This is a genomic window from Acinetobacter sp. AB03 (genome assembly GCF_058107045.1).
Window position 1 is genome coordinate 2561116 of sequence record NZ_JBUEBA010000002.1, and the last position, 12724, is coordinate 2573839.

Here is a 12724-nt window from a genome sequence, read left to right on the forward strand (position 1 = left end):
TTATTTAAGCTTTTTTCCAAAACCAAGAATATCTAACGGGAAAGACAACCCTAATGAGACATCAGGTGCATCTTCTGTTAAACCAAGGCCAACCGTCCCATTCACAATTGTTTCAGGTGAAACGCGTACACCTAAGGAAATCGCAAAAGTTGAACTGGTTTGATCTGCTGGAGAGTAGCGTTCCCCTGAACTGTAAGTAAATTCAGCCCCAGTATTGAAACTTTGTTGGTATGACATCGTCATTGAGACATCATAGTTAAAGGAATAGGCAAAACCGAAGGCAAAACCACCACTAATCCCTGGTTCAAACGCTTCAATCACACGACTACCACGGCGCTGATCTAAGCCCGATTCTTTGAAACCATAGTTTGCAGAGACCGATGCAAACAGCACCACGGGATCAATATATTTACGCGTACTTGCTCCAACACCTGCTGAATAATACCCCTTGCCTGTTGCTAAGTCTGAAGTAGCATTAATTTCATAAGGACTATCCCCAGTTTTAGTAGATACGTTACCAAATAAAATTAAAGGCAAACGGCCAGCTTTGAGTGGAAACGGTTCCCAACGTGCACCAAAAGAAATGTCCCCAAGACCCGCTGTAGAGGTGTCTTTTAATAAGTCTGTTTTGGCAACTAAAGGCAATGATGCTGTTAAGGTCAAGTTATCTCTTAAACCATACTGTGCCGTAAAGGTATTGGTTAGACTGTGTGTTGCATTCTCTTGTACCCGCAGTTGATAGAGCTGACCCTGTGCCATCTCTAAATCAAGTTGAGTATCTCGGTAATAGGTATAATCGATGTCGTAGTAAGATGAAATGTCACCTTGTTTAATCAATGAATACTGACGTTCATTTGAGGTAAAAACTTCTTCTAAGTTAGTCTCTTTAGTTGCATCACCCTCTTGCTGCTGCAATGCAGAAGACGCTGCTTGTTCAACACTTCCAGTAGTTACGGATGCTGATTTTGCTGGTTGCTCAGGTTCACTTATTTGATCAGATCCTGCTTGTTCTGTCACAGTTTCACCGACTGTTTCATATCCTCCTAAGCTCGGTTCTTCCGCAGCATAGGCCACCCCAAGAATCATCTGCACACTCACTGCGAGGAGTGTTTTATTCATCCATGTCTTCATCATTGTCCTTACCTATACCATTGTTCTTGTTTTATTTTTTTCACACTTTATTTGTTTTTATAATAAAGCCTGAGAAAATTGTATGTCGGCTGTCCATAATATTCCGACTCTTTATTTTTATTACGCTCTAGGCGAATTGTAGATGCACGATCGGCTATTTTTTCCATATAGTGTTGCGGATATTGAATATCGACGAGTGCATAGCGATTGACCGTAGCATCATCTACATGTCGCAGATCGGCTTCCTGTAAAGCCAACATATTTTTACGCATTTCAGTCGGAACATTAATTAAAAACAACGTGTTATTTTCCCAAACATCCTTGAAACGTTGTTCATCAAAACTAATATTTCCTAAGGCAGGATCGGCAACATAGACCCGTCCATCTTTATAGCCCTTATACACCACAAAATGTTTAAAACCAGCATAGGAGATTGGAACAATGGCAGGTTGACCTTGCTTAACCAAATCTTCAAATTCGCCCTTGTAGCCTCCACTTTCTAAACCAAGTGCAGTCACAAAGCGTTTCATGTCCAATAAAGAAAAACTACGACGCTCAATAATTCGCTCATATTCGCCATAGCGAAGCAAGCCATCCATGGTTTGTTGTTCTGTAAGTTGAGCACCGACATAGCCATTGATTAAGGTGGTCAGTGCTGCTGAACCACAACTATAGTCATAAGCTTGACGGACAATACCTCGAAATTGGTCTTCTACAGCAGGGTTAATTAGGACAGGTTCATGATGCATTCTGGTAAAAGATGCATTTCGAGAGTCTAAAACTTCAGTATAGTAAACCGCTTCCGCTGGTTTTTTCTTAATATCAAAGGCTTCGGTGGCAAAGTAATACATCATTGCTGAGCCCAATGCGATCTCTAACATAGCTTTTTACTTTTTTTAATAATATAGGCATCCCGCCCATTTTTTGTTTTTAGAGTTAATACTCTATATCCATACATTCAAGAAGATACTGTGTTTTATCTAAAAAAAATAGTCTTTTTTTGCATTTTTTATGAATATATTTTGGAAAAAAAGCGCGTGAATTCACGCGCTTTCTTAAAGGCTAATTTTAGTGACCAGAAATAGTAATCACAGCACCTGGCATATACACACCAGCAGCTGGGCTAAAGTAAGTTTGCATACCTTGAACTTCTACATCACCAATGGATGCAGCATCACGGCTACCCAAATGCACACCTTTTACATAAGTATCGTGCGCGCCACTTGTGCTAATCATACGGATATAGCCCTTATTCGCACCCTCTTCACCAATCACACTAATTTTTTGATTCAGTGTTAAGTCAAGTGAATTCGCATCTGCAACTTTAATGCTTTCAACAAAGATTTCACCTGCAGCACGCGTTGTTGTTTTGGTTGAGTTATCTAAGATCCCCAAGTTTTTAATTTCTAAACCACCAACCATGGTCGCGCTTAATTGGATCATTGCGCCTTGCGGTGCAGCACCTAGTTGGATGTTTGCAGACATTGGACCTGTTTTCAGTGATAAACCACTTAGAATCGGGTTCACCGTACCTGTACCACCACGGCGGATAGAAGTTGCACCAGTTGCTGGCATATCAGCCGAAGCCACGACACCAATTTGACCAATATTAATATCTAGACCAGACACTTGAGCTGCAATGTTAATAAATGCATTACCACCGTTTGCATCTATGTCAATTTGCAAATCAGCTAAGTTACGAGATGGAAGTAAATATGCTCCTGCATTATCATAGTTCGCACCAATAACAATACCGTGATTTTCCAGCGTATCACCCGCTATACCATTACCTTGGATAACGATAGCACCAGCAGTTGAAGTACCACCTAGAGATGTAGTCGCTAAACCATCATTATCATGAACAAAAACCTTACCAATTTCGATTTTAGAAATACCGATACCGATATTTAGACCATCTTGACCTGTAGCGGCACTGAGCGAAGCGTCATCCATTGCTTGCATTGCCATCGCATTTGCACTGATTGCCATTGAAGAAACTAAAGCAAGTTTAGTAATAATTTTCATCTTGTTCCTCTCCTAAGAACTTTATTTTTGTGATACCAATCACTCGATGTTAACTACTGCTTTTTTTATTTTGACCCAGTATTAACATCTATCCTTGAGTGACTTCATTGCCTGAACTAAGTTATATGCGAGTGATTTTTTGATCAACTGCTGTTGGTCGCAATCCATAGCTTACCGATAAACGGTATTTCCTCTATGCGTACACGTACAATGAGGTAAAATAGCCTGAATTTTTTAATCCTATTTGCGTTAGCATGACTCTAAGCCAATCATTTAAAAAGATAATTTGTGATTCAAGCCTCTCTGTATCTCATATACTACAGGCATTGAATGAGCTCACACAGTTAGTCTATTTACAAAATGTCGATGCACCTGTCATTGCTTTTTTACCCGAGCGTTATCAAGTTTTTCAAAAAAACCAGCACTTTTTCTTTCAACGCACTCAGGATTTTTGTTACATCCACGATGACAAAGAAATAGACATTTCCAGTAATATTCAGCCAAACTCAGAACAAAAAGAAGCATCTTTTAGTGGCGGACTCATTGGATTCGTCAGTTATGATTATGCCGCCCAGCAACACGTTCCTGTTCAAATTAAGCCACAGCCAAGCCTATTTTTAGGTTTATACAGCAGTTATCTACAATGGACTGATGCAGGCTGGCTATTTTGCAGTAGTGATTCACAAGCTGAACACATTTATCGCAAAATTGAATCGTATTTATTCCAGCCATCGGCCTTAAGCCATCCACTCCAACTCGCATCGATCTGCCAAGCACGCTGGACTAAAACCGAATACAAACAAGCCTTTCAGCAAGTACAGGAATACATCAAAGCTGGGGATTGCTATCAAATCAATCTGACACAAGAGTTCACAGCCAAGGCACATGGTCGACTCCTAAGTGCAGTCGAAGCATTTTGGCAATTGACCGATGCACCTTACTCGGGGTATCTCCGTATCGATGATTTTGAACTCTTAAGTTGTTCACCCGAGTTGTTTATTGATTTTCAAGCTCATCGAAAAATCATTACCAAGCCGATTAAAGGCACCATGCCGCGCTTTGCAGATCCAGTCTTAGATGAACAATCTAAACAACGCTTAATGGCTTCGGAAAAAGACCAAGCTGAAAATGTGATGATTGTCGATCTACTGCGTAATGACTTGAGCGTTTACGCAGAAACGGGCTCAGTCAAAACACCTAAACTGTTTAATATTGAAAGCTTTAAGCAAGTCCATCATATGGTCAGCGAAGTCGAAGCAACACTTAAAGCAGAAGTTCATCCCTTTCATGTGCTGCTCTCTGCTCTACCTGGCGGGTCTATTACAGGTGCACCTAAAATTCGAGCAATGCAGATTATTGAAGAACTCGAAGGTGCACCACGTGGAGCGTACTGTGGCTCAATGGGTTATTTTAATTTCGATGGTACTGGTTCTTGGAACATTCTGATTCGTTCCATTCAAAAATTCCAAGATGAGGTTTCACTTTGGGCTGGCGGTGGAATTACCATTGCATCAGAGTGTGAAGCTGAATACCAAGAGTGCTTTGACAAGGTCTCAGCACTGCTTAATTTACTCAATACTTTTGTGCAAACGGACGCTGAATAACCACCAAAATAAAAAAGTGAACCTTCACATCAGTGAAGGTTCACTTTTCAAAGATCACAACTGTTGAAAGTTTATTTTAAAATATCATTTTTCAATGTATCGACTAAGCGTTGATTTTGTTCATCAGTTCCAACCGTGATACGTAAAAACTGGTTAATACGCGGTTTATTGAAATAACGCACAATAATGCCTTGTTCACGTAATTCAGCCGCTAATTCACCTGCATCTTTGCTAGGTAATGATGCAAAGATAAAGTTGGCACTTGATGGCAAAACGTTAAAGCCCAGTGCGGTCAATTGTTCAACCAAATGTTCACGGCTTTGAATTACTTTTTGATTTTGTGCTTCGAAATAAGCTTGATCTTCAAATGAAGCGACCGCAGCAGCTATCGCAAAACGGTCCATTGGATAAGAGTTAAAACTATTCTTCACCGCTTCAAGTGCCGCAATCAAATGCGGTTGAGCAATCGCAAAACCAACACGTAAACCCGCCAGTGAGCGAGACTTAGACGTGGTTTGGCACACCACCAAGTTCTCATATTTTTCCACCAAACTGACTGCCGATTCAGCACCAAAGTCGACATAAGCTTCATCAATCACCACCACTGAATTTGGATTGGCCTGAAGCACTGCTTCTATTGCAGCTAAACCAATATCAATACTGGTTGGTGCATTTGGATTGGTGATAATAATGCCGCCATTGGCTTGTTTATAGTCATCCACCACAATTTCAAAGTCATCATTGAGTGGTAAAATTTTGGTTTTGACCCCAAAGAATTGGCTATAAACAGGATAGAAGCTATAGGTAATATCAGGGTAAAGTAAAGGCAGCTTTTGCACAAAAAAAGCTTTAAAAATATGCGCTAAGACCTCATCTGAACCATTGCCAACAAAGACATTTTCAACAGCAACATTTTGTTGTTTCGCAATCGCCTGCTTTAACGCAGAAGCATCTGGATCTGGATATAAACGCAGTACATCTGCTGAGTTTGCCAAGACTGCTTGAACAGCTTCCACCACTTTTGGTGAGGGTGGATATGGGTTTTCGTTGGTATTGAGCTTCAATAAATTTTGAATTTTCGGTTGTTCGCCTGGCACATACGGTTCTAATGCACGTACTTCAGGACTCCAAAAACGCATTTGTTCTGTAGTAATGTTAAACATTGTCTATCTCATTTATGCACTCAACTTACTTTTATATAAGCCCTCTCCTTCTAGGAGAGGGTTTGGGAGAGGTTTATGATGTCCCAAACTGAATTCAATATTTTCCCCTCTCCTAACCTCTCCCATAGGGAGAGGAACATTCATTACTGAACAAATGAGGGATCTAAATTTATATTATTGATAACGATAACGTGCCGAACGCGCATGCGCATCTAAGTTTTCTTGTTGCGCTAATATATCTGCGGTTTTCGCCAAAGTTTTCACACCTTGCTCAGAGCACATAATCAAACTTGAACGCTTTTGGAAATCGTATACACCCAGCGGCGAAGAAAAGCGTGCCGTACCCGAGGTAGGTAACACGTGGTTCGGGCCTGCACAATAATCACCAATCGCTTCAGGGGTATATCTCCCCATAAAAATCGCACCGGCATGGCGAATATGTTCAGCCATTTCCTGCGCTTCGTCTAGGCAAAGCTCTAAATGCTCAGGCGCCACTTGATTAATCAGCTCAACTGCTTCAGCGCGGTCTTTCACAAGCACTAATGCGCCACGATTGGCAATTGAAGTACGCGCAATCTCCGCTTTAGGTAACGCTTGCAAATGCGCTTCAATAGCCAGTTCTACTTCATTTAACAGCTGTTCATCCGATGTGATAAACACTGCTTGCGCCACAGTATCGTGTTCAGCTTGGGACAATAAATCCATTGCCAACCACTGTGCGTTATTCACGCCTTCAGCATAAACTAAAATTTCAGATGGCCCTGCAATCATGTCGATACCGACTTGTCCGAATACTGCACGTTTCGCAGCCGCGACAAAACGGTTGCCCGGCCCCGTAATCTTATCCACCGCTGGAATCGTTTCTGTACCATAGGCTAAAGCCGCAACCGCTTGTGCCCCACCAATGGTAAAGACACGGCTGACACCAGCCAAATAAGCGGATGCTAATACCAATGGATTCAACTCACCATTTGGTGCAGGCACCACCATAATAATTTCAGGCACACCCGCCACATGCGCAGGCACAGCATTCATCAGTACAGACGACGGATAAGATGCCAAACCACCCGGCACATAAATACCAACGCGATCTAAAGGCGTTACTTTTTGCCCAAGTGTGTTCCCCAAGGCATCCACATAGGTCCAGCCTTCTTGTTTTTGCGCTTGGTGAAACTCACGAATACGGTTTGCAGCGAGCTCTAACGCCTCGCGGACTTCGGTACTCAAACCCTCAAAAGCGGTTTTTAATTGTTCTTGGGTCAGTTCTAAATCTGAGAATTGATGCGCGGGATGTCGATCGAACTGTTGAGTGAGTTTAAGAACATGAGCATTACCATGCTGACGAACATCAGCGATGATTTGATCTACGGTTTTTAAAAGTTCTGGGTCACTCACGGTTTCAAAAGCCAACAAATCAGCAAAGACTTGTTTAAAGTTCTGATCTTGAGTCGATAAACGTCGCATCAATTTATCCACAATGAAAATAAAGGGAAGCTTTAGTTTACCTTGTTTCCTGTATTTTGTGGGCAACAATCCTCCAGCTAAACACGGAGTGTAATGAAAAATTACTTTTAACTTCATCGGGAAATGAATGTGACTATGATTTTTAAACTAGAATTATTAAACATGACTAAAAAACAGGCAAAACGAGATGCCCCTCACGGACATAGCCACCTACTTTTCAACGGGGCAATTTAGCCGAATCCAACAGCATTTTTCACAAACCATTACATGGGAAATTGTAGGTGAACAACAGCTGTCAGGTTTTGATCAAGTGCTCAAGCATTGCCAGTCTATCGAACATTATTTTTCGACCGTCGCACATGAGTTCCATATTCAAGCAATTCATGAAACGGGTCATCATGTGATTGTTCAAGGTGAAGCGCAATTTCATGACACCCAGCAGACATCCCGAATTTCTGCTTGTGATGTCTATACTTTTAACAATTTGAATCAACTGGCCCAAATTCAATCCTATTGTATTTCAATCCAATAAAAATATTAAAAAATGAGCAGGTACAAAAAAACCGCCATCATCGATAGCGGTTTCTTTAAACAAAAAAGATCAACTTATTTGTTTTTTAACGCTTCACGTTCAGCGACTGCTGTTTCTAACTGTGCAAGAATTGGGTTTAACAATGCTTGCTTACGTTTGAAACTTGCCTTGTTCACGATCAGACGTGAAGACACTTTACAAATTTCTTCCAAAGGTTCTAAACCATTGGCACGTAAAGTATTCCCAGTATCGACCACGTCAACAATGTAATCGCCCAAACCCACCAACGGTGCAAGTTCCATTGAACCGTACAACTTAATTACATCGACTTGCTCACCTAAGCTTGCATAGTACTGACGGGTTAAGTTTACGTATTTAGTGGCAATTTTTAAACGCCCTTTGGGACGCTCCATGCCAACTTTGCCTGCAGTCATCAGTTTACATACTGCGATTTTTAGATCGAGTGGTTCATAAACGTTTTGTGCTCCATGTTCCATAAGCACGTCTTTGCCCGCAACACCAATATCAGCCGCACCATTTTCCACATAGGTGGGTACGTCAGAAGCACGTAAAATTAAAATACGGACTTGTTTATGGGTGGTTGGGAAAATTAACTTACGTGACTTATCAGGATCTTCCAGTAAGTTAATTCCAGCCGTTTCAAGTAAAGGCAGGGTTTCTTTTAAAATACGACCTTTACTCAATGCCAATGTTAAACCATGATCAAAATTGCCCATTACATCAAAATTTGGATCATCGTTTCTCATATCGCTCATGAACTTACTCGCTTAATTTGGGCGCCTATACCTTGTAATTTCGCTTCGACATCTTCATAACCGCGGTCAATATGATAGATACGATCAATCAGCGTCTCACCATCAGCAGCAAGTGCAGCTAACACTAGAGAGAAAGAAGCACGTAAATCTGTTGCCATCACAGGTGCTGCAGAAAGTTTCTCTACACCCGTCACGACAGCATCATTACCTTCGACCTGAATATTGGCACCCATACGTGACAATTCAGGTACATGCATAAAACGATTTTCAAAAATCGTTTCAGAAATGGTGGCAAAACCACGACCAATGGCATTGACCGCCATAATCTGTGCTTGCATATCAGTTGGGAAATCAGGATGTGGAAGCGTTTGGAAACTCACTGCTTTCGGGCGTTTACCCATCATATCCAGTTCAATCCAATCATCACCACGGGTCACTTCCGCGCCCATTTCTTCAAACTTTTCTAAGACCGATTCCATCAAAGTTGGATCAGTATGTGTGGTTTTTACACGACCACCAGTAATGGCCGCAGCAGCCAAATACGAACCTGTTTCAATACGGTCAGCAACCACAGCGTATTCACAGCCATGTAGTTTTTCAACACCTGTTACCACTAAGGTATCTGTGTCTAATCCTTCAATTTTTGCACCCATCGCGATCAACATTTTCGCAAGGTCCGTAATTTCAGGTTCACGTGCCGCATTACGAATCGTAGTCACGCCTTCGGCCAATGCCGCAGCCATTAAGATATTTTCGGTGCCACCCACGGTCACCATATCAAAAATAACTTCGCCACCTTTCAGACGGCCATCAACTTTAGCGTGTACATAACCCGCTTCAACTTCAATCTCTGCACCTAAAGCTTCTAAAGCTTTTAAATGTTGATCGACTGGGCGCGAGCCAATCGCACATCCACCCGGCAAAGATACTTTTGCACTACCATAGCGCGCCACCAATGGACCCAGCACTAAAATAGATGCACGCATGGTTTTCACCAGCTCATACGGTGCAAACTGATTATCTAGTGTTGAAGTATCCGCAGTAACCGTGTCGCCTTCGTAGGTCATGGTAATGCCTAGACCACCAATCAACTGCACCAAGGTATTTACATCTTTTAAATGCGGCACGTTGGTGAGCTTGGTTGGGGTTTCAGGCAAAATCATTGCTGCAAGCAACGGCAAGGCAGCATTTTTAGCACCCGAAATACGAACTTCGCCTTCGAGCTTAGTGCCACCTTGAATTAAAAATTTATCCATCTAATTTTAAGCTCCGAATAAGCTTGCTTTACGCCATTCTTCTTTAGTCATTGCACGAATAGTCACCGCATGCACTTCGCCACTTGCGATATAAGAATTTAATGGTGCATAAACAGCTTGCTGACGTGCAACAGGACGTTTGCCTTCGAATTGGTCGTCGACAATACGTAAGTCAAACTTTCCGCCTTGCCCACTAACTGCAACTTCAGCTTCAGGAAAAGCAGCTTTTAAAATTTCAGTGAGCTGTTCACTATTCATCACAAAGACCTCTTATAGGACCAACGGTGTAAAAACCTGCCATTTTACTATAAATCTGAAAAATAAATCATAAACCCGCACACTTTATATATAAAAAAAGAGGTTTTAAAAAACCTCTTTTTGCATAAAAATCAAACTAAATGGCGATCGGTTGGTAAACTTGCTGCATTTTACGGTGCTTATCGAGCTGTCTTTTTAGTTTTTCTGATAATTTTTTAATCGACGTATACATATCATCTGCTGAAGCCTGAGCAAAAAATTCAATGCCCGGCAAACGGATAATTGCTTCTGCAATATGATTGCTACTGCCTTTTTTAGTATGTTTATCGACCTGATGATCCTTGGTTAATTTCACCTGCATACTGTTCACCTGATCAATATGCTTGGTCATTTCTGCAAATTTGCAGCGAATGGTATCTTCAATAGCTGGGGTAATGCTCAAATGATGTCCACGAATTGTTATTTGCATATATCTATCCCTCACCTTCATTAGGATTAATGAGGAAAAGCTAAGACGATTTAATGACTGCAAAATAACCAGCGCGCATAGAAACATCAAATCATTTTCGCTATTCCTTAAAGAAAAAAGAGGTTCATTATGTTGTCATAATGAACCTCTAGAATAGTCAGATTTTAAATTTTAGATCAAGACTTTTCGTTCAGAAGATGACGGAATATGTAACGATTCACGATACTTTGCCACTGTCCGACGCGCTACATCAATTCCATCGTCCTTTAACAGATTGGCAATTGCGTTATCAGACAAAGGCTTACGTGCATTCTCTTCAGCAATCAATTTTTTAATCTTGGCGCGAATTGCAGTTGAAGATGCTTCACCGCCTGACGTAGTCCCCACATGGCTTGAAAAGAAATATTTCAACTCGAACAAGCCGCGTGGCGTCAGTATATATTTGTTGGTGGTCACCCGAGAAACGGTCGACTCATGCAATTCAACTTCTTCTGCAATATCCCGAAGTACCAAAGGCTTCATCCCTTCAGCACCAATTTCTAAAAATGCACGCTGATGTTCAATGATACACGTCGCCACTTTCAGTAAAGTTTTATGGCGTTCATCGACACTTTTAATAAAGTTCTTCGCATCCAACATTTGATTACGTAAGTACTGATTATCTTCACTTTGATCAGCACGCTTAATCATATTGGCATAAAACGAGTTCACACGAAGTTTTGGCATCACATCAGGATTTAAAGCCACTTGCCATTGTTCGTTTTTCTTCATTACTACGACATCAGGAATTTGATAATCTGAGTCTTTATCTTCAAACTCAAGCCCTGGATGCGCTTTTAGCGTTTTCAATAAATCAACCGCGCACTTGAGCTGCTCTTGATTTAAACCCGTTTGTTTAATCAGTTTCGCTAGTTCATTGCTGATCAATAGTTCATAGTTTTTCAGCAGATTCATAGCATCATTTCGACACGCGGTCTGCATCGGCAAGGCTTCCAACTGTACCATTAAGCACTCTGCAAGATTCCGCGCCCCAACGCCAAGTGGGTCTAAACGCTGAATATGCTTGAGCACCACAACCACTTCGTCATCTTCGACTTCGTCGTCATAGTCCATGTTTGTTAAAAGATGTTGAACTGAAGTCGTTATTTCTGAAATATCACTGTCTAAAAAACCTTTATCGTCCAAAGAGTCAATAATGCAATAAGCAATCAACATATCTACTTGCGAAAAATGCAACAGATTGATTTGCTCCAACATATGCTCTTTTAAGCCCAAATGACCTTGGCGATTATCTTCTCGTTCTTCAAATTCTGCTGCGCCCAAACTGGTCGGTTGATGCGTATAGACATCATCCCAGTCGGTATCGACTGGTAAATCATCGGGTAAATGGTCGGCGTTGAGTTCGTTGGTCAAATCTTTCTTATCCTGTTCTTGTTCTTGCACACTGGATAAGCTTTCGATAGATGACTGTTCTTCTACTTTTTCTAAGAGCGGGTTGCTGTCGAGTTGAATCTGAATTTCCTGTTCAAGTTCAAGGCTCGATAATTGAAGCAATCGAATAGCTTGTTGTAATTGGGGGGTTAGCGACAAAGAGTTCGAAACTTTCAATCCAACCGATAACTTCATAAAACCCTACTCGTCAATACAACTATTTTTAAAGCACGCTTTATAAGCAATTTTTGTGCCGTTTTATTTTTTATAGCATAGAAAATTCAAAAAACCTACATTTTTTGAGCAGATTGTTTTTTCATTTCCTACATAGTTTTAGACTTTATGGATGTTCTTAGTGCATATCAATTATTGAAAAGGATCATTAATACCTTCACACAGACTAAAGTTACACGAAACACTACATCGGCTGCTTTCACTTACTTACAAGAGTCCGTTAAATCAAAACATCTGAATCATTCTGCTTTGTTAGGCTAAAGAGAGGTGGTCCCACTTGTTTGAACAACTAAAAGCGTATTTATAAGTGATATTCCGCTCTAGTTAAGCCACCTTGTTTTGTTGGGGTAGCTGATCATAGTAAAACTCATTTGGTGTCAA

Annotated in this window: 12 protein-coding genes; 2 read left to right on the forward strand and 10 right to left on the reverse strand. The window is 41.1% G+C overall.

The features are described 5' to 3' along the window. From filC to filA, 3 genes are all read right to left on the reverse strand, one after another. Positions 1–1119, reverse strand: a complete 1119-nt coding sequence (gene filC, locus ACY3FQ_RS13025) for a putative pilus system protein FilC (RefSeq protein ID WP_407079329.1) — start codon at positions 1117–1119, stop codon at positions 1–3. Positions 1120–1178: 59 nt separating this feature from the next. Then, the gene (gene filB, locus ACY3FQ_RS13030) at positions 1179–2012 is read right to left on the reverse strand and encodes a putative pilus system C39 family peptidase FilB (RefSeq protein ID WP_004695004.1); all 834 of its coding nucleotides are present in this window, start codon (positions 2010–2012) and stop codon (positions 1179–1181) included. Between the two features lie 187 nt (positions 2013–2199). After that, positions 2200–3156, reverse strand: a complete 957-nt coding sequence (filA, locus tag ACY3FQ_RS13035; RefSeq protein ID WP_201950110.1) for a putative pilus system protein FilA — start codon at positions 3154–3156, stop codon at positions 2200–2202. Positions 3157–3410: 254 nt separating this feature from the next. Here filA and ACY3FQ_RS13040 point away from each other — a divergent pair, with 254 nt between their 5' ends. Further along, the gene (locus ACY3FQ_RS13040) at positions 3411–4760 is read left to right on the forward strand and encodes an anthranilate synthase component I family protein (protein ID WP_005400209.1); all 1350 of its coding nucleotides are present in this window, start codon (positions 3411–3413) and stop codon (positions 4758–4760) included. Between the two features lie 71 nt (positions 4761–4831). Here ACY3FQ_RS13040 and hisC read toward each other — a convergent pair whose 3' ends face one another. Both hisC and hisD read right to left on the reverse strand, forming a co-directional pair. Beyond that, the gene (gene hisC / locus ACY3FQ_RS13045) at positions 4832–5923 is read right to left on the reverse strand and encodes a histidinol-phosphate transaminase (RefSeq protein ID WP_201950109.1); all 1092 of its coding nucleotides are present in this window, start codon (positions 5921–5923) and stop codon (positions 4832–4834) included. A 174-nt stretch (positions 5924–6097) separates the two neighbouring features. Continuing rightward, the gene (hisD, locus tag ACY3FQ_RS13050; protein ID WP_201950106.1) at positions 6098–7399 is read right to left on the reverse strand and encodes a histidinol dehydrogenase; all 1302 of its coding nucleotides are present in this window, start codon (positions 7397–7399) and stop codon (positions 6098–6100) included. A 175-nt stretch (positions 7400–7574) separates the two neighbouring features. On the opposite strand from hisD, the gene ACY3FQ_RS13055 reads away from it, so the two are divergent. Next, a complete protein-coding gene (locus tag ACY3FQ_RS13055) occupies positions 7575–7919 on the forward strand; it encodes a nuclear transport factor 2 family protein (RefSeq protein ID WP_201950103.1) in 345 nt (114 codons plus the stop codon). A gap of 74 nt (positions 7920–7993) precedes the next feature. Here ACY3FQ_RS13055 and hisG read toward each other — a convergent pair whose 3' ends face one another. The 5 genes from hisG to ACY3FQ_RS13080 all read right to left on the reverse strand — a co-directional run bounded on the left by hisG (position 7994) and on the right by ACY3FQ_RS13080 (position 12304). Continuing rightward, positions 7994–8695, reverse strand: a complete 702-nt coding sequence (hisG, locus tag ACY3FQ_RS13060) for an ATP phosphoribosyltransferase (protein WP_004984172.1) — start codon at positions 8693–8695, stop codon at positions 7994–7996. After that, positions 8692–9951 carry a UDP-N-acetylglucosamine 1-carboxyvinyltransferase gene (gene murA / locus ACY3FQ_RS13065; protein ID WP_005400214.1) on the reverse strand — a complete coding sequence of 420 codons (1260 nt, stop codon included), beginning with the start codon at positions 9949–9951 and terminating at the stop codon, positions 8692–8694. The genes hisG and murA overlap by 4 nt, the downstream gene beginning before the upstream one ends. Before the next feature lie 6 nt (positions 9952–9957). After that, positions 9958–10209 (reverse strand): BolA family iron metabolism protein IbaG, encoded by a 252-nt coding sequence (ibaG, locus tag ACY3FQ_RS13070; RefSeq protein WP_004695019.1) that lies wholly within the window; start codon positions 10207–10209, stop codon positions 9958–9960. Between the two features lie 136 nt (positions 10210–10345). Next, positions 10346–10678 (reverse strand): ribosome hibernation-promoting factor, HPF/YfiA family, encoded by a 333-nt coding sequence (gene hpf / locus ACY3FQ_RS13075; RefSeq protein WP_004695021.1) that lies wholly within the window; start codon positions 10676–10678, stop codon positions 10346–10348. A 171-nt stretch (positions 10679–10849) separates the two neighbouring features. Continuing rightward, positions 10850–12304 carry an RNA polymerase factor sigma-54 gene (locus tag ACY3FQ_RS13080; RefSeq protein ID WP_201704244.1) on the reverse strand — a complete coding sequence of 485 codons (1455 nt, stop codon included), beginning with the start codon at positions 12302–12304 and terminating at the stop codon, positions 10850–10852. Positions 12305–12724: the final 420 nt, after the last annotated feature.

What these genes read in the sequence shown, in the direction of transcription:
- filB (WP_004695004.1), bottom strand. Translation starts at nt 2,012, where the DNA reads ATGTTAGAGATCGCATTGGGCTCAGCAATGATGTATTACTTTGCCACC.
- hisG (WP_004984172.1), bottom strand. Translation starts at nt 8,695, where the DNA reads ATGAGCGATATGAGAAACGATGATCCAAATTTTGATGTAATGGGCAAT.
- ACY3FQ_RS13055 (WP_201950103.1), top strand. Translation starts at nt 7,575, where the DNA reads ATGCCCCTCACGGACATAGCCACCTACTTTTCAACGGGGCAATTTAGC.
- hisC (WP_201950109.1), bottom strand. Translation starts at nt 5,923, where the DNA reads ATGTTTAACATTACTACAGAACAAATGCGTTTTTGGAGTCCTGAAGTA.
- ACY3FQ_RS13080 (WP_201704244.1), bottom strand. Translation starts at nt 12,304, where the DNA reads ATGAAGTTATCGGTTGGATTGAAAGTTTCGAACTCTTTGTCGCTAACC.
- murA (WP_005400214.1), bottom strand. Translation starts at nt 9,951, where the DNA reads ATGGATAAATTTTTAATTCAAGGTGGCACTAAGCTCGAAGGCGAAGTT.
- filC (WP_407079329.1), bottom strand. Translation starts at nt 1,119, where the DNA reads ATGAATAAAACACTCCTCGCAGTGAGTGTGCAGATGATTCTTGGGGTG.
- hpf (WP_004695021.1), bottom strand. Translation starts at nt 10,678, where the DNA reads ATGCAAATAACAATTCGTGGACATCATTTGAGCATTACCCCAGCTATT.
- filA (WP_201950110.1), bottom strand. Translation starts at nt 3,156, where the DNA reads ATGAAAATTATTACTAAACTTGCTTTAGTTTCTTCAATGGCAATCAGT.
- ACY3FQ_RS13040 (WP_005400209.1), top strand. Translation starts at nt 3,411, where the DNA reads ATGACTCTAAGCCAATCATTTAAAAAGATAATTTGTGATTCAAGCCTC.
- ibaG (WP_004695019.1), bottom strand. Translation starts at nt 10,209, where the DNA reads ATGAATAGTGAACAGCTCACTGAAATTTTAAAAGCTGCTTTTCCTGAA.